Origin of the sequence: Janthinobacterium sp. UMAB-60, assembly GCF_900095235.1 — a bacterium.
Classification (GTDB): domain Bacteria; phylum Pseudomonadota; class Gammaproteobacteria; order Burkholderiales; family Burkholderiaceae_D; genus Janthinobacterium.
Map to the genome: position 1 here is coordinate 253,800 of NZ_LT607485.1, position 19,004 is coordinate 272,803.

Annotated in this window: 16 protein-coding genes; 8 read left to right on the forward strand and 8 right to left on the reverse strand. The window is 63.6% G+C overall.

Annotation, left to right across the window (positions count from 1 at the left end):
- Positions 1-25: 25 nt before the first annotated feature.
- The 6 genes from K0F86_RS09140 to K0F86_RS09165 all read right to left on the reverse strand — a co-directional run bounded on the left by K0F86_RS09140 (position 26) and on the right by K0F86_RS09165 (position 7,805).
- The gene (locus tag K0F86_RS09140) at positions 26-1,168 is read right to left on the reverse strand and encodes a sugar ABC transporter permease (RefSeq protein WP_100875092.1); all 1,143 of its coding nucleotides are present in this window, start codon (positions 1,166-1,168) and stop codon (positions 26-28) included.
- Positions 1,165-2,742, reverse strand: coding sequence for a D-xylose ABC transporter ATP-binding protein (xylG, locus tag K0F86_RS09145; RefSeq protein WP_219134096.1), 1,578 nt, complete (start codon positions 2,740-2,742; stop codon positions 1,165-1,167). Before xylG ends, K0F86_RS09140 begins: the two co-directional genes overlap by 4 nt.
- A gap of 197 nt (positions 2,743-2,939) precedes the next feature.
- Complete coding sequence (gene xylF / locus K0F86_RS09150; RefSeq protein WP_099389834.1) at positions 2,940-3,914, reverse strand: D-xylose ABC transporter substrate-binding protein; 975 nt, start codon at positions 3,912-3,914, stop codon at positions 2,940-2,942.
- 152 nt (positions 3,915-4,066) lie between these two features.
- Positions 4,067-5,854 carry an IlvD/Edd family dehydratase gene (locus K0F86_RS09155; protein WP_219134097.1) on the reverse strand — a complete coding sequence of 596 codons (1,788 nt, stop codon included), beginning with the start codon at positions 5,852-5,854 and terminating at the stop codon, positions 4,067-4,069.
- Positions 5,851-6,618 (reverse strand): SDR family NAD(P)-dependent oxidoreductase, encoded by a 768-nt coding sequence (locus K0F86_RS09160; RefSeq protein ID WP_219134098.1) that lies wholly within the window; start codon positions 6,616-6,618, stop codon positions 5,851-5,853. Before K0F86_RS09160 ends, K0F86_RS09155 begins: the two co-directional genes overlap by 4 nt.
- Positions 6,619-6,644: 26 nt before the next feature.
- Positions 6,645-7,805: a fumarylacetoacetate hydrolase family protein gene (locus K0F86_RS09165; protein ID WP_219134099.1), complete on the reverse strand. Its 1,161-nt coding sequence runs from the start codon at positions 7,803-7,805 to the stop codon at positions 6,645-6,647.
- A gap of 430 nt (positions 7,806-8,235) precedes the next feature.
- On the opposite strand from K0F86_RS09165, the gene chvE reads away from it, so the two are divergent.
- The 3 genes from chvE to mmsB all read left to right on the forward strand — a co-directional run bounded on the left by chvE (position 8,236) and on the right by mmsB (position 12,117).
- Entirely contained in the window at positions 8,236-9,258 is a 1,023-nt protein-coding gene (gene chvE / locus K0F86_RS09170; protein WP_226939565.1) for a multiple monosaccharide ABC transporter substrate-binding protein, read from the forward strand.
- Between the two features lie 113 nt (positions 9,259-9,371).
- A complete protein-coding gene (gene mmsA / locus K0F86_RS09175; RefSeq protein ID WP_219134100.1) occupies positions 9,372-10,913 on the forward strand; it encodes a multiple monosaccharide ABC transporter ATP-binding protein in 1,542 nt (513 codons plus the stop codon).
- Positions 10,903-12,117 (forward strand): multiple monosaccharide ABC transporter permease, encoded by a 1,215-nt coding sequence (gene mmsB, locus K0F86_RS09180; protein ID WP_219134101.1) that lies wholly within the window; start codon positions 10,903-10,905, stop codon positions 12,115-12,117. The genes mmsA and mmsB overlap by 11 nt, the downstream gene beginning before the upstream one ends.
- A 183-nt stretch (positions 12,118-12,300) precedes the next feature.
- Here mmsB and K0F86_RS09185 read toward each other — a convergent pair whose 3' ends face one another.
- Together K0F86_RS09185 and K0F86_RS09190 are read right to left on the reverse strand one after the other, a co-directional pair.
- Positions 12,301-13,935 (reverse strand): NAD(P)-binding protein, encoded by a 1,635-nt coding sequence (locus K0F86_RS09185; RefSeq protein WP_219134102.1) that lies wholly within the window; start codon positions 13,933-13,935, stop codon positions 12,301-12,303.
- Positions 13,935-15,446 carry a polyamine aminopropyltransferase gene (locus tag K0F86_RS09190; protein WP_219134103.1) on the reverse strand — a complete coding sequence of 504 codons (1,512 nt, stop codon included), beginning with the start codon at positions 15,444-15,446 and terminating at the stop codon, positions 13,935-13,937. The genes K0F86_RS09185 and K0F86_RS09190 overlap by 1 nt, the downstream gene beginning before the upstream one ends.
- A gap of 59 nt (positions 15,447-15,505) precedes the next feature.
- Between K0F86_RS09190 and K0F86_RS09195 the strand changes: the two genes are divergently transcribed.
- Genes K0F86_RS09195 through speD form a run of 5 tightly spaced genes read left to right on the forward strand, consistent with a single transcriptional unit; the run spans position 15,506 to position 18,965 of the window.
- Positions 15,506-15,892, forward strand: a complete 387-nt coding sequence (locus K0F86_RS09195; protein ID WP_219134104.1) for a DUF350 domain-containing protein — start codon at positions 15,506-15,508, stop codon at positions 15,890-15,892.
- 31 nt (positions 15,893-15,923) lie between these two features.
- Positions 15,924-16,946: an SPFH domain-containing protein gene (locus K0F86_RS09200; RefSeq protein ID WP_219134105.1), complete on the forward strand. Its 1,023-nt coding sequence runs from the start codon at positions 15,924-15,926 to the stop codon at positions 16,944-16,946.
- 20 nt (positions 16,947-16,966) lie between these two features.
- The gene (locus K0F86_RS09205) at positions 16,967-18,430 is read left to right on the forward strand and encodes a DUF4178 domain-containing protein (protein WP_219134106.1); all 1,464 of its coding nucleotides are present in this window, start codon (positions 16,967-16,969) and stop codon (positions 18,428-18,430) included.
- On the forward strand, positions 18,427-18,597 hold the full coding sequence (locus tag K0F86_RS09210) for a hypothetical protein (protein ID WP_219134107.1): 171 nt from the start codon (positions 18,427-18,429) through the stop codon (positions 18,595-18,597). Before K0F86_RS09205 ends, K0F86_RS09210 begins: the two co-directional genes overlap by 4 nt.
- Before the next feature lie 2 nt (positions 18,598-18,599).
- Positions 18,600-18,965 (forward strand): adenosylmethionine decarboxylase, encoded by a 366-nt coding sequence (gene speD / locus K0F86_RS09215; protein WP_219134108.1) that lies wholly within the window; start codon positions 18,600-18,602, stop codon positions 18,963-18,965.
- Positions 18,966-19,004: the final 39 nt, after the last annotated feature.

The window sequence follows — 19,004 nt, forward strand, 5'->3', positions numbered from 1 at the left end:
CCTCCCGTGCCAGATCGTTTCACGGCTAACGACGCCCCGCTCGCGTGCTGACATCGACCCACACGGCGAGGGTGAGGATACTGCCTTTCACGATCATCTGCCAGTAGGTGTCCACGTCCAGCATGGACATGCCGTTATCGAGGCTGGCCATGACCAGCGCGCCGATCAGGGCGCCGTACACGGTGCCCGAGCCGCCGCGCATCGAGGTGCCGCCGATGAAGCAGGCGGCGATGGCATCGAGTTCGCTGAAGGTGCCGGCCGACGGCGAACCGGCCGCCAGGCGGCCCGTGTTGATCAGACCAGCCAATGCGCACATCAGGCCCATGATGCCGAAGATCCACAGCTTGACGGCTTTGACGTTGATGCCGGACAAACGCGTCGCTTCCATATTGCTGCCGACGGCGTAGATGCGCCGGCCGAACACGGTCTGGCTGGTGATATAGCTGAACAGTCCCAGCAGCGCCAACAACAGCAGCACGGGCAACGGGATGCCTTCATAGCCGTTCAGGGTTTGCACGAAGGCGTACAGCACGGCGCCGATGACGGCCAGGCGCAAGCCGTCGGCCCAGGGCGCCGTCTGCGGCAAGCCATGCTGCGCGCGGCTGGCGCGCGCGCGCCACGTCAGGAAGGCGGCCAGCAGGAACAGGCCGATGCCCAGCACGATGCCGGGCACCGCGGGCAGGTAGCCCTGCCCCAGGTAGACCATCGGCTCGGAGACGGGGGCGATCGTGATGCCGCCCGTGATGCCCAGCAGGACACCGCGATACGCGAGCATGCCGCCCAGTCCCACGATGAAGGACGGGATGCCCCGGTACGCCGTCAGGTAGCCGTTGAGCAGGCCGATCACCAGGCCGCAGCCGAGTACCGCCGCCAGGTTCAGCGCCAGCGGCCAGTGCTGCGTCACGTCCAGCACGGCGGCGATGCCGCCGAGTAGGCCCAGCAGGGAGCCGATCGACAGGTCGATCTCGCCGGCGATAATCACCAGCACCATGCCGCAGGCGAGGATGCCGGTGACGGACATCTGGCGCAGCAGGTTCGACAGGTTGCGCGGCGTGAGGAAACTGCCCTGCGTCTTCCATGAAAAGAAGGCCCAGATCAGCGCCACGGCGATCAACAGGGCCAGCATCTTGTATTGGGTGAACAGCTGTTTGATACTGTGCGGTTTCATGCTGCGGGTTCCTTGTTTGCGGTGTTGGCGGCGGGCGCCGGACGCTGGTCCAGCGCCGCCGCCAGCACGGTTTCCTGGCTCAGGCCATCGTTGATAAAGTCGCCGCGCAGGCGGCCTTCGCCCATCACCAGCACGCGGTCGGACACGCCCAGCACTTCGGCCAGTTCCGACGAGACCATGATGATGGCCACGCCCCGGTCGGCCAGCGCCAGCATCAATTTGTAGATTTCATATTTGGCGCCCACGTCGACGCCGCGCGTGGGTTCGTCGAGGATCAGCACGCGCGGGCGCGTCAGCAGCATCTTGGCCAGCACGGCCTTTTGCTGGTTGCCGCCCGACAGGCTCGTAATGGGCAGCGACGGGCTGGCCGCCTTCAGTTCCAGCTGCGCGATCTCGCCGCGCACGGCCGTCAATTCCGCCTCGCCATCGATGCGCGTGGCGCGCGCGAATTGCTCCAGCACGGCCAGCGTGATGTTCTGTCCCACGTCGAGGTCCGGCACGATGCCGTGATGCTTGCGGTCTTCCGGCACCATGGCCAGGCCCATGGCAATCGCTTTTTGCGGAGACGAGGTGTCGATGCGGCGGCCATCGAGCCACACTTCGGCCTGGCACGGCCCCGGATAGGCGCCGAACAGGGCCGAGACGAGCTCCGTGCGCCCCGCCCCCACCAGGCCGGCGATGCCGAGGATCTCGCCACGGCGCAGGGTAAATGACACATCGTCGACCCGCTTGCGCTGCGGGTTGTCGGCGTCGATGCACGTCACGTGGCGCGCCTCGAACAGCACCTCGCCGATGGCGCCCTTTTTCTCAGGCGAGCGCTGTGGGTACAGCTGGCTCATTTCGCGGCCCACCATCTGCGCGATGATGCGTTCCACATTCATCTGCGCCATCGGCGTGGTGGCGATATGCTTGCCGTCGCGGATGACGACGATGGTGTCGCAGATGGCCGCCACTTCATCGAGCTTGTGCGAAATGTAGATGCAGGTAACGCCCTTGGCTTTCAGCGCGCGCAGGATATCGAGCAGCACGGCGATTTCCGACGCCGTCAGCGACGACGACGGCTCGTCGAGGATCAGCAGGCGCGCATTCTTGTTGAGCGCCTTGGCGATTTCCACCAGCTGCTGGTGGCCGCCGCCATAGTTCATGACCGGCAGCGCCACGTTCAGCTCGGGTATTTTCAATTCGCGCAGCAGCTCGTCGGCGCGCTTGTACATGGCCGCGTAATGCATGCGTCCACCGGGCAGGGTCAGCTCACGGCCCATGAAGATATTCTCGGCCACGGACAGCTGCGGCACCAGCATCAGTTCCTGGTGGATGATGATGATGCCCGCCTCTTCCGTGTCGCGGATCGATTGCGCGCGCAGGGGCTGGCCATCCCACAGGATCTCGCCATCCCAGGTGCCGTGCGGGTACACGCCGGACAGCACCTTCATCAGGGTCGACTTGCCGGCGCCATTCTCGCCGCACAGGCCGATGCACTCGCCGGCCCGCACCTGCAGGTCGATGCCGTCAAGCGCGCGGACACCGCCAAACTGTTTGACGATGCCTTTCATTTCAAGCAGATAGTCGGACATGCTCACTCTCGTTGCGGATACGGGGGGAAATGTCGGATTACGCGACGCCAAGGCGTCGCTAATCCAACCTACGGTCGATGCGGACGGCCGACACCACAACCGGCGTTTCCGGAGCCGGCGATTGTCGGATAACGGCCGATGCAGGCAATCGTAGGTCGGCTTAGCGCGCAGCGCGTAAGCCGACATCAAGCGGGTGATCAATTACCCAGCTGCGCCTTGGTATAAAAACCGTCATCGACGAGAATGTTCACATTCGCCTTGGTCAGCGGCGTTGGTTTCAGCAGCACCGTGCTGACTTTTTTCAGGCCGTTGTCATAGCTGGAGTTGTACGCCGGCTTTTCATTGCGCGCCAGTTGCACGGCCAGCTTGGCCGCCTCCGAAGCGATGGTTTTCAACGGCTTGTAGACGGTCATCGACTGCGTGCCAGCGATGACGCGTTTCACCGCCGCCAGATCGGCATCCTGGCCCGAAACCGGCACCTTGCCAGCGAGTTTTTGCGCGGCCAGGGCCTGGATGGCACCGCCAGCCGTGCCGTCGTTCGAGGCGACGATGGCGTCGATCTTGTTACCGTTGGCCGTCAGCGCGTTTTCCACGATGGACAGCGCTTCGGTGGCGCTCCAGTCCTTCACCCACTGCTGGCCGACGATCTTGATGTCGCCCTTGTCGATGAACGGTTTGAGCACCTTCATCTGCCCTTCGCGCAGCATCTTGGCGTTGTTGTCGGTGGGCGAACCGCCCAGCAGGTAGTAATTGCCCTTCGGCTGCAGCTTGGTCACGCCTTCGGCCTGCATCTCGCCCACTTTCTCGTTGTCGAACGAGATATACGCGTCGATATCGGCATTCAGGATCAGGCGGTCATACGACAGCACCTTGATGCCGGCCTTTTTCGCTTCCTTGACGGTGTTGTTCAACACTGTCGCATTGAACGGCACGATCACCAGCACGTCCACGCCACGCGAGATCAGGTTCTCGATCTGCGAAATCTGGCGCTGCTCGCTGGCGTCGGCCGACTGCACGAAGACCTTGGCGCCCTGCTTTTCGGCGGCGGCGATGAAGAAATCGCGGTCGCGCGTCCAGCGCTCGACGCGCAGATCGTCGATGGAAAAGCCGATCTTCGGGTTTTTCGCGTCGGCCAGGGCGGCGCTGCTGCTCAACGCCAGCATGGCGGTCATGATGGCTGCACTGATGATCTTGTTCATTGTGTGTCTCCTTGTGGATTTTATTAACAACGTTTTTTAACTGCGGGTGCTGCTGAAAAATTTTATGTCTGTGGTGGTGTCGGGTTACGCGCGGAGCGCTAACCCGACCTACCCCGACCTGCCTGCTAATGGTTGTGGCGCGGCAGCGTTTGTCCCACGGCGCGGTATTTCAGCGCCAGCTCCATGCAGGCGCCCGTTTCCAGCTGGCCCACGCTGGCGCGGTACATCTCCTGCCACGGCGTGGCGCTGTCGTTGACGGGCGGCGGCAATTCTTGCGCGCGGCGCGCCAGCTCAGCCGCATCGACCAGCATGTCGCAGCGGCCCGCGTTCAAGTCCACGCGGATGATGTCGCCCGTGCGCAGCAGCGCCAGGCCGCCGCCCACGGCGCTTTCCGGCGAGGCGTTCAGGATCGAGGGACTGTCCGAGGTGCCCGACTGGCGCCCGTCGCCCAGGGTCGGCAAGTTCAGGATGCCCGCCTTGAGCAGCGCGTCGGGCGGCTGCATGTTGACCACTTCGGCCGAACCGGGCCAGCCCACGGGACCGGCGCCGCGCATGACCAGCATGCAGCTGTCGTCAATCGCCAGGGCCGGCTCGTTGATGCGCGCGTGATAGTCGCTTGACCCGTCAAAGACGATGGCGCGCGCCTCGAACACACCCTCGCTGCCGGGGCGCGACAGGTAGCGCTCGCGGAAAGCGGGCGAGATCACGCTGGTCTTCATGATGGCGAAGTCGAACAGGTTGCCCTGCAGGGCCAGAAAGCCCGCCTTTTCCTTCAGCGGCGCGGCAAACGGGCGGATCATCTCGCGGTCCGCGCTTTCACGGCCTTGCAAGTTGGCCGCCATCGTCTGGCCCGTGACCGTCAAGCGATCTGCGTGCAGCAAGCCCGCCTGCTGTAACTCCCACATCACGGCAGGCACGCCGCCGGCGCGGTGAAAGCGCTCGCCCAGATACTTCCCGGCCGGCTGCATGTTCAACAGCAGCGGCACGTCGTAACCATGCTCCATCCAGTCGCTCGAGTGCAATGCCACGCCCGCATGGCGCGCCATGGCCATCAGGTGCGGCTGGGCGTTGGTGGAGCCGCCGATGGCCGCGTTGACGATGATGGCGTCCAGGAAGGCCTCGCGCGTGAGGATGCTCGACGGGCGCACGTCGTCATGCGCCAGTTCGACGATGCGGCGCCCCGTGGCATAGGCGATCTGGCCCCGTTCGCGGTAAGGCGCGGGGATGGCCGAGCAGCCCGTCAGCGACATGCCCAAGGCTTCCGCCAGCGCATTCATGGTCGATGCCGTGCCCATGGTGTTGCAGTGACCGGCCGACGGCGCCGAGGCGGCGGCGATCTGCAGGAATTTGTCGTTGTCGATCAAGCCGGCGGACAGCTGGCGGCGGCCCTTCCAGATGGCGGCGCCGGACCCCACCAATTCGCCATCCATCCAGCCATCGAGCATGGGACCGCCCGACAGCACGATGGCGGGAATGTCCACCGTGGCGGCGGCCATCAGCTGGGCCGGCGTGGTCTTGTCGCAGCCCGTGGTCAGCACCACGGCGTCGATCGGGTAGCCATACAAAATCTCCACCAGGCCCAGATAGGCCAGGTTGCGGTCCAGCGCGGCCGTGGGACGGCGGCAGTTCTCGAAGATCGGGTGCAGCGGAAATTCCATCGGGATGCCGCCCGCGTCGCGGATACCGTCGCGCACGCGCTGCGCCAGTTCCAGGTGGATGCGGTTGCAGGGACTGATATCGCTGCCGCTTTGCGCGATGCCGATGATGGGCCGGCCCGAACGCAGCTCCTCGGCCGTGATGCCGTAGTTCATGAAGCGCTCCAGGTACAGCGCCGTCATGTCGATGTGCTCGGGATTATCGAACCAGTCCTGCGAGCGGAAGCGCCGCGCCGGGCGTTGGGCTGGATTGTTCATGCGCCGTACCAGCCGGCGTCGACATAGTATTCGCGTCCGGCGCACTTGGCCGCATTGTCGGACGCGAGGAACAGCGCCAGCGCCGCCACGTCTTCCGGCTCCACGCGCGTCTGCAGGCATTGGCCCTGCAGGATCACGGCTTCCGCTTCCGGCGTATGCCACAGCCGCTCCTGGCGCGGCGTGCGCACGGCGCCGGGAATGATGCAGTTGACGCGGATGCCGTCGACGCCCAGGTCGCGCGCCAGGCCGCGCGTCAGCCCCTCGATACCGGCTTTCGCCGTCATGTAGATCGACAGGTTCGCTTGCGCCAGGTGCCAGGATATCGAGCCCAGGTTGAGAATCACGCCGCGGCCCTTGGCGCGCATGGCCGGCGCCACTGCCTGGGCGCAGAAATACTGATGCCGCAGGTTGACGGCCATGCGTTCGTCCCAGTAGGCGGGTGTCACGTCCTGCAACTGGTGGCGGTCGTCATTGGCCGCGTTGTTGACAAGGATATCGGTACCACCGCTGGCGTTTTTGATCTCGGCAAAGGTGGCGGCCAGGGCGCCCAGGTCCGTCAGGTCGCAATAGCGGAAAACGGGCGGCTGCGGCAGGTGTGCCAGCTTATCCTGCAGCGCGCGCGACGCTTCGTGGGCAATGTCGAGAAAGGTGACGTGGGCGCCCTGGCGCGCGAACGCCTCGACGATGGCCACGCCGATGCCGGTGCCGCCGCCCGTGATGACGACGCGCTGGCCTGCCAGGCTGGGGTAAGTTGCATGCTGCATGGTGTCTCTCTTTTAAAAAAATCGGATCAAAGCAAGCCGCGTTGGCCCAGGTTCTGATACAGCGCGCGCACGCCGAACGTCCAGGGAGGGATCGCATCGCAGCGCTGCACGTCGTTGACCAGCGCGCCCAGCGACGGGCTGGCAATCGTCACGCGGTCGCCCAGGTGATGGGTAAAACCGCCGCCCTGCGCGCCGCGGTCCTTCACGGGCGAGAACATGGTGCCCAGGAACAGCATGAAGCCGTCCGGATACTGGTGGTACTGGCCTGCCGCCTGGCGCACCAGGTCGAGCGGATCGCGGCTGATCTCGCGCATGAAGCTGGCGCCTTCGAGCACAAAGCCGTCGTCCGCGCCTTCGATCAGCAGCGACACTTCCTCCTGGCGCACGGTGTCGAGCGTGTAGTGTTCGTCAAACAGGCGGATGAAGGGGCCGATGGCGCAGGAGCCGTTGTTGTCCTTGGCCTTGCCCAGCAACAGGGCGCTGCGCCCTTCGATATCACGCAGGTTGACGTCGTTGCCCAAGGTCGCCCCCAGCACCTCGCCGCGGCTGTTGACGGCCAGGACGATCTCGGGCTCGGGGTTGTTCCAGGCGGACGATGGCAGCAAGCCCACCTGCGCGCCGCAGCCCACCGACGACATCGGCTGCGCCTTGGTAAACACTTCCGCATCGGGGCCGATACCCACTTCCATGTATTGCGACCAGGCGCCGCGCTGCTGCAGCTGCTGTTTCAGGCGCTGCGCCGCCTCCGAGCCGGGTTGTAATGCCGACAGGTCGCTGCCCAGGGTTGTTTGCAGTGCAGTGCGCAGGCTCGCGGCGCGTGCCGCGTCGCCGCCCGCCTGTTCTTCGATCACCCGTTCCAGCAGGCTGACGGCGAAGGTCACGCCACAGGCCTTGACGGCCTGCAGGTCGCACGGCGCCAGCAGCAGCGGCTCGCCTGCCGGTGCGGCCAGCGCTTGCGCCAGCAGCGCCTGCACGGAACCGAGCGCGATACCGGGCGCATGGCGGGCGATATCGAGCGCATCGCTGCGTTCGAACAGCTCGGCCACCGTCGCCACCGTCTGCGTGATGTCGACTACCTCGCCGCCGCGCACGGCGACGACGCAAGGGCCGTCACGCCAGATGCGGCCGATAAGGAGGGCCTGCGCCAGGTCGGCGGGCAACAGGGAAGCGGGGGAAATCGGCTGCATGGCATGCTTTCAAAAGGTCGTGACGGGATGGCCGGTCTTCAAGTCCGGACCGATTCTGCGCGCCGCCCTGTGTCGCCGCAATTACGAAAATCACCAAATTGAATGATGATTATTGGTATTGCAGCGCACCAAAAAAAGCTGCGGCCCGGCCCCCGTTTCCGCCCTGTCAGCGGGCGGGAAGGGGCGCCATGGCGCATTGCATCAATTGGCCGATTGATACCGTTTTGGATATCACCGATGCGAAAAAAGTGATTGGTGAGGGATGGATGGACAAACTAGTATCAGCCGTGGCCTGCAATCGGCCATCCGCACGGAGCCCGCCCGGTGGGACGACGGCCCTGGCACATTCAACTATCGAAGACGGTGGAGACCTGAAATGAAAACAACAATGAAAATGCTGACCGCGAGCCTGGCGCTGGCCATCTCCGGCATGGCGGTAATGCCCGTAGCAAGCGCCGCCGACAAGGGCGCCATCGGCATCTCGATGCCGACCAAATCGTCCATGCGCTGGATCGCCGACGGCGACAACATGGTCAAGGTATTCAAGGAGCGCGGCTACAAGACGGACTTGCAGTTTGCCGACGACGATATCCCGAACCAGCTGGCGCAGGTGGAAAACATGATCACCAAGGGCGCCAAGGTGCTGGTGATCGCCGCCATCGACGGCACCACCTTGTCGAACGTGCTGCAAAAGGCGGCAGACAAGGGCATCAAGGTCATCTCGTATGACCGTTTGATCCGCGGCACGAAAAACATCGATTACTACGCCACCTTCGACAACTTCCAGGTCGGCGTGCTGCAAGCGGGCTATATCGAATCGGCGCTGAAACTCAAGGAAGGCAAGGGACCGTTCAATATCGAACTGTTCGGCGGCTCGGCAGACGACAACAACGCGCACTTCTTCTACAACGGCGCGCTGTCGGTCCTGAAACCGTATATCGACAGCGGCAAGCTGGTGGTGCGCTCGAAGCAGATGGGCATGGAAAAGGTCGCCACGCTGCGCTGGGATGGCGCCGTGGCGCAGGCGCGCATGGACAACCTGCTCAGCGCCTACTACGGCAATGCCAGGGTCGATGCGGTGCTGTCGCCGTATGACGGCTTGAGCATCGGCATCCTGTCCTCGCTCAAGGGCGTCGGCTACGGCACGCCGAAGCAGCCGTTCCCCGTCGTGACGGGCCAGGATGCGGAAATCCCGTCGGTGAAATCGATCATCCGCGGCGAACAAGCATCGACCGTGTTCAAGGACACGCGCGAACTGGCCAAGGTGACGGCGAACATGGTCGACGCCATGATGTCGGGCAAGGTACCGACCGTCAACGATACCAAGACCTATAACAACGGCGTGAAAGTCGTGCCGTCCTACCTGTTGAAACCCGTCACCGTCGACAAGGCGAACTGGAAGCAGGTGCTCGTCACCGGCAGCGGCTACTACACGGAAGCGCAAGTGAAATAAGCATCCAAGGTACTGAAGGCCCGGCGCTGCCGGGCCTTTCGCTTCACGCACGATCCAGAACAAGACTGCCGCACGACCGGCGCCCACCAGCGCGGCCGTGCCAGAGAGGTTATATGACGAACACTATCCTGGAAATGCGCGGGATACGCAAAACATTCCCGGGCGTCGTGGCGCTCGACAATGTCAACCTGCGGGTACGCAGCGGCGAGATCCACGCCATCGTCGGCGAAAACGGCGCCGGCAAATCGACCCTGATGAAAGTGCTGAGCGGCGTCTACGGCCATGGCAGCTATACGGGCGACATCGATTACCTGGGCCAGACGCGGCACTTCCGCGGCATCAAGGACAGCGAAGAAATCGGCATCATCATCATCCACCAGGAACTGGCGCTGGTGCCCCAGCTGTCGATCGCCGAGAATATCTTCCTCGGCAACGAACCGGCCCGCATGGGCGTCATCGACTGGGAATACGCGCAAACGAAGACGCGCGAACTGCTGCACAAAGTCGGGCTGAAGGAGTCGCCTGACACCCTGATCACCAACCTGGGCGTAGGCAAGCAGCAGCTGATCGAAATCGCCAAGGCGCTGTGCAAGGACGTCAAGCTGCTGATCCTCGACGAGCCGACGGCCAGCCTGAACGAGAGCGACAGCGCGGCCCTGCTCGACCTGCTGCTGGACCTGAAACGCCAGGGCATCGCCTCGATCCTGATTTCGCACAAGCTCAATGAAATTTCACGGGTCGCCGATGCCATCACGGTGCTGCGCGACGGGAACACGGTCGACAGCTTCGACTGCCGCACGGAGCCCGTCAGCGAAGACCGCATCATCGAAAAAATGGTCGGGCGCGAGATGGCCGACCGTTATCCGCCGCGCACGCCTACCATCGGCGAGACCATTTTCGAAGTGCGCGACTGGCGCGTCTTCCATCCCGAGCATGCCGACCGCCCCGTCATCAAGGGCATCAACCTGCACGCCAAAAAGGGCGAGATCATCGGCATCGCCGGCTTGATGGGCTCCGGGCGCACGGAACTGGCGATGAGCATTTTCGGACGCGCTTACGGTCAGCGCATCAGCGGCACGGTGCTCAAGAATGGCCAGGAGATCGACGTCAGCACCATCGGCAAGGCGATCGCGCATGGCCTCGCGTATGTCACGGAAGACCGCAAGAGCCTGGGCCTGATCCTCGAGGAAGACATCCAGAAGAACACCAGCCTGGCCAACCTGGACGCGATTTCCAGGCACATGGTGATCGACGAGCAGCGTGAATTCGGCGTGGCCGAGGAGTTCCGCCGCAAGCTCAAGACCCGTTGCTCGAGCGTGGCGCAGAAGGTGGTCAACCTGTCCGGCGGCAACCAGCAGAAAGTGGTGCTGGCGAAGTGGCTGTTTTCACGCCCCGACATCCTGATCCTCGACGAACCGAGCCGCGGCATCGACGTCGGTGCCAAGTACGAGATCTACAGCATCATCAGCGAGCTGGCGGCCGAAGGCAAATGCATCATCATGATTTCCTCGGAAATGCCGGAGCTGCTGGGCATGTGCGACCGGATCTATGTCATGAACGAAGGCCGCTTCGCGGCAGAACTGAGCGCGGCAGAAGCATCGCAGGAACGCATCATGCGCGCGATCGTTACACACGGAGAAAACAATGGACAATAAACTGACAGCGGGAACGGCGGCCGGCGCGCCAGCGGCCGCGCCGCAAGCGAAAAGCTATGCCGGCTTTTTGAAGAACAATATGCGCGACTACGGCATGCTGCTCTCGCTGATCGTCATCATGGGCTTTTTCCAGTACATGACCGACGGCACCCTGATGCAGCCGCTGAACCTGACGAACCTGGTGCTGCAAAACAGCTACATCGTCATCATGGCGCTGGGCATGCTGATGGTGATCGTGGCCGGCCATATCGATTTGTCCGTCGGCTCGGTGGTCGGCTTCGTCGGCGCGCTGGCGGCGGTATTGATCGTCAACTACGAGATGAACTTTGTCGCCGCCAGCATCCTCTGCCTGCTGGCCGGCGCCGTCATCGGCGGCGCGCAAGGCTATTTCGTCGCCTTCTTCAAGATCCCGTCCTTCATCGTCACCCTGGCCGGCATGCTGGTGTTCAAGGGCCTGACCCTGGCGCTGCTGGCAGGCCAGTCGGTCGGCCCTTTCCCGGAAGGCTTCCAGATGCTCAGCTCGGGCTTTTTGCCCGATCCGTTCGGCGGAGAGAATCTGCGCGGCCTGTCGCTGCTGCTGGGCGTGATCGCCGCTGCGGCGCTGATCATCACTTCGCTGCGCAGCCGTGCCAAGCAACTGAAACACGGCATGGAAAACGAGCCGCGCGCCTTCTTCCTGCTGAAAAACGCCATCTTCGCCGCCGTGATGGTGTATTTCAGCTACCTGCTGGCGTCGTACCGCGGCTTTCCCAACGTGCTGGCCGTGATGTCGCTGCTGATCGTCGCCTACACCTTCATCACCAACCGCACCGTGCTGGGACGCCGCGTGTATGCCGTCGGCGGCAACGAGAAGGCGGCGCGCCTGTCCGGCATCAAGACGGAACGGGTCAGCTTCTACACCTTCGTCAACATGGGCATGCTGGCCGCGCTGGCGGGGCTGATCTTCGCGGCGCGCCTGAACACGGCCACGCCGAAAGCGGGCACGGGCTTCGAGCTGGACGTGATCGCCGCCTGCTTCATCGGCGGCGCCTCGGCCTCGGGTGGCGTGGGCAAGGTGATGGGGGCCGTCATCGGCGCCTTCATCATGGGCGTGATGAACAACGGCATGTCCATCATGGGCATCGGCATCGATTACCAGCAGGTGATCAAGGGCCTGGTGCTGCTGGCCGCCGTCTTCATCGACGTCATTAATAAAAATAAATGAGAAGAACAAGGAAGCACAGGTTCGAGCCTTAGGGGGCTCTGGCCGGCGTTCGCGCCGGCCTTTTTTATATATAACGTCGGACAAAAGCGTAGCGAGCGGCAGCAAGTTGTGGCTGAGAAGCGCAGCTGTGCTTTAGCACAGTGAGCATCGCAGGCCGCAAATTGCGACGCGCAGTAGCTTATGTCAGACGTTGGCGGCCAATCGCGCTGCGCGATCCCCCCACCACGCCGCTTCCTCGAACACGGAAAAGCCCGACAAATCCGCATGCGCGAACAGGATGGCGCCATCGTGCTCGCGCAGCGCCTTCAAGCCCGCGTTGCTGCGAAACCCCGGCAACGGTGCCGCCATCGCGTGGCCGCGCACGGTGATGTCGACGCGCTCGACGCAGCTGGCAAAATCGCGTCCATACGCCGTCTTTAAATCGACGCTGGCCAGCGCCAGCAATTGCTCGGGCGTGGCCGTATCGAGCCATTTGCGCGCTTGCTGCGGCGTGCGGTCGGACAGGGCCACGTAGGCGCTGAAGACGGTTTTCTCGGGCGGGCGCACGCGGATGTCCTGGTGCGTCGAGACAACATAGCCGAGGCCCGGCTCCTGGTACACCACATTGTCCCAGCACAGGGGCGCATGCGGCAGTTCGTGGGGAAAGCGTTTCAGTAAAAAATTCGCCACCATCCACGGCGCATACGCGGGCGTGTGCAGCTTCGCATCAAAGCCGTAGCTGGCAATGTCCGGCACCACGCGCGCCGCCACATACAAGGGCATGGCGCAGATGGCCTTGCGTGCGCGGACCAGATAGGTGCGTGGCTGGCCGTCGACCAGTTCCAGGCACAGCGCTTCCACGCCATTTGCTGTCGTGGTGAGCGAGACCACCGTGCCGGAATGGCGCCGCACTTTTGATGCTTGCTCCATGGCCGTGGCGACCGGTTGCATGCCGCCGGGCCAGGTCAGCCAGGCGCCATTGCCCGCATTCGCCGCCTGGCCCCAGCGGCTGCAATAGTAATGCAGGCCGGCCCAGGCCGAGACCTGGTCGTAGCGCGTGCCGTAGTCGTCGCGGCAGCAGTAATTCAGATACCAGTGCAGCGTGGGCGAGGTATAGCCTTCGCGCTCCATCCACTGCTTCAAGGTGATGGCGTCGAGCGCCTGCCAGGCCGGGTCCTGCGAAGACTCGATGGTCGGGAACACGAAGACGCGCTTGCCGTCATTGCCGCGCGCCTGGCGCAGCTGCGCCACCTGCGCAAAGAAGCGCGCATGCTGCGCCAGTTCCTCGGGCGGCACGCCTTCGGTGGGAATGAAGCCGTCCTGCCACTGGCCGTTGAACAGCAATCGTTCTTCCGGCGCGTGCAGGATGTAGCGCTCGTCATAATATGGCTTTTCCGCCTGCGGATCGCGCTGGATAATCCCCAGGTCGAACAGGATCTCGCGCACATGGGTCGATTCGGGCGAAGGCAGCGGCAAGTAGTGGCCACCGGTCGGATAGGCCAGGTCGCCGAAGTGGCCGCCGGCCGCGTTGCCATACGGCTGCGGCCCGTCGATCATGAGGAAATCCTGGTGCCCCAGCTTGTTCAGGCGCCAGGCCGCCGTCAGGCCGGCGATGCCGGAGCCGAGGATGGCCACGTCGGTGCTCAAGGTGCGCGATGGCGGCGGCAGCGCCGCGCGCTCGCGCAGCAGCTTGCGCAAATAGTGCCCCTCGCTGCGGCCCGGATACAGCACCTTGGGCGTAATTTCCTGCCAGCGCAGATACGCGGCGATGCTGCCGATGCCGGCGGCGGCCGCCGCCGTGCCACCGGCGGCCCACAGCATGAAGGAGCGGCGCTGCATCAGCGGATCACCCGGTTCCAGTCCTGCTCGAATTCATGCACGAGCGACTGGGTATTCAAGCGATTCGGCGCCATCGGCAGCGGCTGCATGTCGGGCGGGAAGATGAACATCTCGCGCGTGGTGTCCGCATTCAGGTAGCGCATCGGCAGGCGGTATGTCGTCGGCGGTGTGTAGTCAAGCTGGGGCGAGGCGAGGATGAAACCCCATTCGCCGAACGAGGGCACGTAGGCGTGGTAAGGCCAGGTGCGCATGCCCACTTCGCGCAGGGTCGAATTGATGGTCCAGTAGGCGTGCGGGGCAAAGAACGGCGACGTCGATTGCACCACCATCAAGCCCTTGGCCGCCAGGTGCTTTTTCACCAGGTCGTAGAACGGCACCGAGTACAGTTTGCCGAGCGCGAAGCTGGAGGGATCGGGAAAGTCGACGATGGCCGCGTCGAACATGTCGCCGTTGTTGCGCAGCCAGACGGCGGCATCGGCATTGACGACGGTGACGCGCTTGTCCGAGAACGAATGGTTATTCAGCTTTGCCAGCTCCGGGCGCGTGGTAAACGCGGCCGTCATGGCGGGGTCCAGGTCGACCACGGTGACGTGTTCGATGTGGGGATAACGCAGGATTTCGCGCAGCGCCAGGCCATCGCCGCCGCCCAGCACCAGCACGCGGCGCGCCCACGGCAGCGCTTCCAGCACGGGGTGCACCAGCGCCTCGTGGTAGCGGTACTCGTCGCGCGAGGAAAACTGCAGGTTGCCATTGATGTACAGCCGCGTATCGTCCTTCCAGCGCGTGATCACCAGGCGCTGGTAGGGCGTGGTGGTGGAATACACGATCTGGTCGCCGAACAGGCCGTGCTCGCCCCACTCCACCATGCGGTCAGACATGGCAAAGCCGGTCACCAGCAGCAGCAGCACGGCGCAGGCGCGCAGGAAGCGCCCCGTAAGGTTCTTCAGCTCGGCGCGAAACACGTAAATGCTCCACAGGCCGACGGCCACATTCAGCATGCCGAACAAAAAGCCCGTGCGCACCAGTCCCAGGTAGGGCGACAGCACCAGCGGAAACAGCAGGGAGACGGCCAGCGCGCCCAGATAATCGAAGGTCAGCACGCGGCTGACCAGTTCGGAAAATTCGGTTTGCCGCGTGTTCAGCGCGCGCATCACCAGCGGCACTTCCATGCCGACCAGTGCGCCGATCAGGAACACCATCACATACAATAAGGTGCGAAATGGCGCCGCCATCCACGAAAACGTCATGAACAGGATGGCGGCCGAGAGGCCGCCGATCAAGCCCACGGCCAGTTCGATGTCGACGAAGCGCGAGAGCACATCGTCGTCCTTTACATACTTGGAAAAGTGAGCACCCACACCCATGGCGAACAGGTAACAGCCTATGATGGTGGAAAACTGCAGGATGGAGTCGCCGAGCAGGTAGCTGGACATGGCGCCAGCGATCAGCTCATACGCGAGGCCGCAGGAGGCGACCACGAAGACGGACAAGATCAGAATCTTTTTGTTCATTGGACTTTTTTTGTTCTAATATGCGTTGACGTTATCAAATACTCATTGCGAGGAAAGCCGTGCCCGCCATCCTAAACTATCTGATCCATCTTTTACTGGCCGCCGGGCTGTTGATTATATTTTTTATCATCTACACGCGCGTCACGCCGTATAACGAAGTGCTGCTGATCCGCCAGGGCAACCAGGCGGCGGCCCTGTCGCTGGGCGGCGCGCTGCTGGGCTTTTCCGCCACCATCGCCTCGTCCCTGATGCACACGGCCGACTACCAGCAGTTCTTCGCCTGGGCCTTCGGCGCCATGGTGGTGCAATTGCTCGCCTATGTGGTCACCACGCGCCTGCTGCGCATGTCGAAGGACCAGATCGAATCGAACAACAGCGCCTTCGGCGGCCTGCTGGGCGCCATTTCCCTGTCGATCGGCGCCATCAACGCCGCCTGCATTTCCTGACACCGTTTTATCTTATTCAAGGATATCCATCATGAGCCTCGGCAGCTTTATCAAGAAGCAGTTTATCGACGTACTGCAGTGGAACGAAGAAACGGAAGGCGTACTGGCCTGGCGTTTTCCCATGCAGGACTTCGAAATCCAGAACGGCGCCATCCTGAATGTGCGCGAATCGCAGGTCGCCGTCTTCGTCAATGAAGGCAAGATCGCCGACGTCTTCGGTCCCGGCACGCACAAGCTGACGACGCAGACCTTGCCGCTGCTGACCAACCTGAAAAACTGGGACAAGCTGTTCGACTCGCCCTTCAAGTCCGACGTGTATTACTTCAGCACCCGCGTGCAGACGGGCCGCAAGTGGGGCACGCCGCAGCCGATCACCATCCGCGACAAGGATTTCGACATGATCCGCGTGCGCGCCTTCGGCATGTACTCATACCGCATCGCCGACGCCCGCACCTTCTTCACAGAGATCAGCGGCACGCGCGAAGTCTATACGCGCGACGAGGTGGAAGATCAATTGCGCGGCATTCTGATGTCGAGCATGGCCAGCTCGCTGGGCGGTGCGAATGTGCCCTTCCTCGACATGGCGGCCAACCAGGCGCTGATGGCGCAAGAGGTCAAGGATGGCCTGGCGCAGGCGTTTGCCCGCTATGGCGTGGGCCTCGATGAATTCAACGTGGCCAGCATCAGCCTGCCCGAGGAATTGCAGGCGGCGCTCGACGAGCGCATCTCGGCCGGCATGAAGGGCGGGCTGGGCGCCGACAAGATGAGCGGGTACACCAAATTCCAGGTCGCCAACGCGATCCCGCTAGCGGCGCAGAACGAAGGCGGCATGGCCGGCATCGGCGCGGGCCTGGGGGCAGGCTTGTCGATTGGCCAGGTGATGGCGCAGGGGATGGGCAATGCGTTGCAACAGCCCGCACCGGCGCCGGCTCCGGCGCAAGAACCGATCGAGGCGCGCCTGGAAAAGCTCAAGGGTTTATTGGACAAGGGACTGATTTCGGCGGCCGACTATGACGGCGCGAAAGCGGAACTGCTGAAGAAACTGATCGGCTGATTAGAGCGAAATACGACTGCATGCAAACTGTTTCCTGTCCCAGCTGCGGCGCGGAAGTCCATTTCCGCTCGCACGCTTCCGTGCTCGCCGTGTGCGAGTACTGCCACAGCACCATCCTCAAGGACGCTGATTCCGTCAGGGACGTGGGCAAGATGTCGGCCGTCCTGGAAGACTATTCGCCAATCCAGATCGGCACGGCCGGCGTGCACGACGGCCTGCACTTCACCGTCGTCGGGCGCATCCAGCAGCGCTACAGCGCCGGCATGTGGAACGAATGGTATCTGCTGTTCGACGACGCCAGCACGGCCTGGCTGGGCGACTCGTCCGGCCTGTACACGCTGACGCGTGAGCGCAGCACGCAAGGCACCTTACCCGTCTTTGGCGAGCTGGCGCCAGGCAAGCGCTATACGATTTGCGGCGAGCCGTACACGGCAGCCGAGATCCGCAATGCTGAATGCATCGCCGGCCAGGGCGAATTGCCGTTCAAGGTGGGCGCGGGCTGGCGCATCCAGGTGGCGGACTTCCGCAACTACGCGAGCTTTATCACGCTCGATTACACGGATGGCCCGCAACCGGTCGTCTACCAGGGCGTTGCCGTCACCCTGGACGGCTTGCAGTGCCAGCTGCTGCGCGACGACGATGCGATTGCCAAGAGTGCCGGCAAGTACCGCGGCAAGCTCGATGCGCTCGACTGCCCGTCCTGCGGCAGCGGCATCAAGTACGTCCCAGGCGCGGCGGCGCAGCTGGTGTGTCCCGCCTGCCACGCGCAGCTCGACGCCAGCGGCCCGGAAGCGCAGGTGCTGGCCATCGGCAAGCAGGTGCACGACAACGCCGACATCACGCTGGAGCTGGGCGCCAGCGCAAAGATCAGCAATGCCGACTTCACGGTCATCGGCATGATGCGCCGCGCCGACGACGAAGGCAGCGAATGGAACGAATACCTGTTGTACAACGCGCGCGCCGGCTTCTTTTGGCTGGTGGAGACGGACGACGGCTGGTCGCGCTCGAACGTGCTGCCGAACTGGCCCAACTGGGCGTCATTGGACGCCGCCAGCTGCACGCTCGATGGCGCCACCTACCGCAAACTGTATGACTACGGCTCGCAGGTCGTGTATGCGGCGGGTGCCTTCAACTGGAAGGTGGCCGTCGGCGACAGCACGCGCGTGTTTGAATTCGAGCAGGGACAGACCAAGCTGGCGGCGGAGCTCACCGGCGAGGAAATGACGTGGTCGCGCTCCGTACCCGTCGCCTATGACCAGATGGCCGCCTGGTTCGGCGCCGCCTTCCACGGCGGCGCCAAGGTACAAAATATTAAACTGAGCCACCGTGGCATCGCCAAGGTCTTCATCGTCATCGTGCTGGTCTTGAATGCGATCCCGATGTTTGTCTCGTTCTCCAGCACCTTGATGTGGAGTTTGCTGGGCTGCCTGGCGCTGTTCCTGCCCGCCGTTTTCCTCGACAAGAATGCAAAGAATCCCCCATGAGTAAATATGTGATCTATGCCCTGATGGTGACGTTTTCCGTCACGGCCGCCAACTGGGTGCGCATGTTCAAGGTAGCCGGCAGCGGCAGCGGCAGCAGCTGGAGTTCGCGCACGGGCAGCGGCGGCGGCAGCTATGGCGGCGGCTCCAGCGGCGGCAGCCACAAGTAAGCATGACAGCCACACCGCATCTGCCCCTGGGCATCCATCTGCTGGCCGACCTGTCCGGCATCGCGCCCGAATGCCTGCGCGACGCCGCCGCGCTCGAACGCCTGCTGCGCGCAGCGGCCACTACGGCCGGCGCGCAGGTGCTGCACAGCCATTTCCACAGCTTTGGCGCAGGCCAGGGCGTCACGGGCGTGGTACTGCTGGCCGAATCGCACATTTCCATCCACACCTGGCCGGAATGCAGCTTTGCCGCCGTCGACATCTTCATGTGCGGCGCGGCCCGGCCGCAGCTGGCGCTCGACGTCATCAAGGACGCGCTGCAGGCGGCGCACTGCCAGCTGCAGTCCGTGCGGCGCGCCCCGCCCGGGTAGGCCTGGCGTCGCTGGTGGATCGCGTGGGGATCGCTTACA

What these genes read in the sequence shown, in the direction of transcription:
- K0F86_RS09140 (WP_100875092.1), bottom strand. Translation starts at nt 1,168, where the DNA reads ATGAAACCGCACAGTATCAAACAGCTGTTCACCCAATACAAGATGCTG.
- xylG (WP_219134096.1), bottom strand. Translation starts at nt 2,742, where the DNA reads ATGTCCGACTATCTGCTTGAAATGAAAGGCATCGTCAAACAGTTTGGC.
- xylF (WP_099389834.1), bottom strand. Translation starts at nt 3,914, where the DNA reads ATGACCGCCATGCTGGCGTTGAGCAGCAGCGCCGCCCTGGCCGACGCG.
- K0F86_RS09155 (WP_219134097.1), bottom strand. Translation starts at nt 5,854, where the DNA reads ATGAACAATCCAGCCCAACGCCCGGCGCGGCGCTTCCGCTCGCAGGAC.
- K0F86_RS09160 (WP_219134098.1), bottom strand. Translation starts at nt 6,618, where the DNA reads ATGCAGCATGCAACTTACCCCAGCCTGGCAGGCCAGCGCGTCGTCATC.
- K0F86_RS09165 (WP_219134099.1), bottom strand. Translation starts at nt 7,805, where the DNA reads ATGCAGCCGATTTCCCCCGCTTCCCTGTTGCCCGCCGACCTGGCGCAG.
- chvE (WP_226939565.1), top strand. Translation starts at nt 8,236, where the DNA reads ATGGCGGTAATGCCCGTAGCAAGCGCCGCCGACAAGGGCGCCATCGGC.
- mmsA (WP_219134100.1), top strand. Translation starts at nt 9,372, where the DNA reads ATGACGAACACTATCCTGGAAATGCGCGGGATACGCAAAACATTCCCG.
- mmsB (WP_219134101.1), top strand. Translation starts at nt 10,903, where the DNA reads ATGGACAATAAACTGACAGCGGGAACGGCGGCCGGCGCGCCAGCGGCC.
- K0F86_RS09185 (WP_219134102.1), bottom strand. Translation starts at nt 13,935, where the DNA reads ATGCAGCGCCGCTCCTTCATGCTGTGGGCCGCCGGTGGCACGGCGGCG.
- K0F86_RS09190 (WP_219134103.1), bottom strand. Translation starts at nt 15,446, where the DNA reads ATGAACAAAAAGATTCTGATCTTGTCCGTCTTCGTGGTCGCCTCCTGC.
- K0F86_RS09200 (WP_219134105.1), top strand. Translation starts at nt 15,924, where the DNA reads ATGAGCCTCGGCAGCTTTATCAAGAAGCAGTTTATCGACGTACTGCAG.
- K0F86_RS09205 (WP_219134106.1), top strand. Translation starts at nt 16,967, where the DNA reads ATGCAAACTGTTTCCTGTCCCAGCTGCGGCGCGGAAGTCCATTTCCGC.
- K0F86_RS09210 (WP_219134107.1), top strand. Translation starts at nt 18,427, where the DNA reads ATGAGTAAATATGTGATCTATGCCCTGATGGTGACGTTTTCCGTCACG.
- speD (WP_219134108.1), top strand. Translation starts at nt 18,600, where the DNA reads ATGACAGCCACACCGCATCTGCCCCTGGGCATCCATCTGCTGGCCGAC.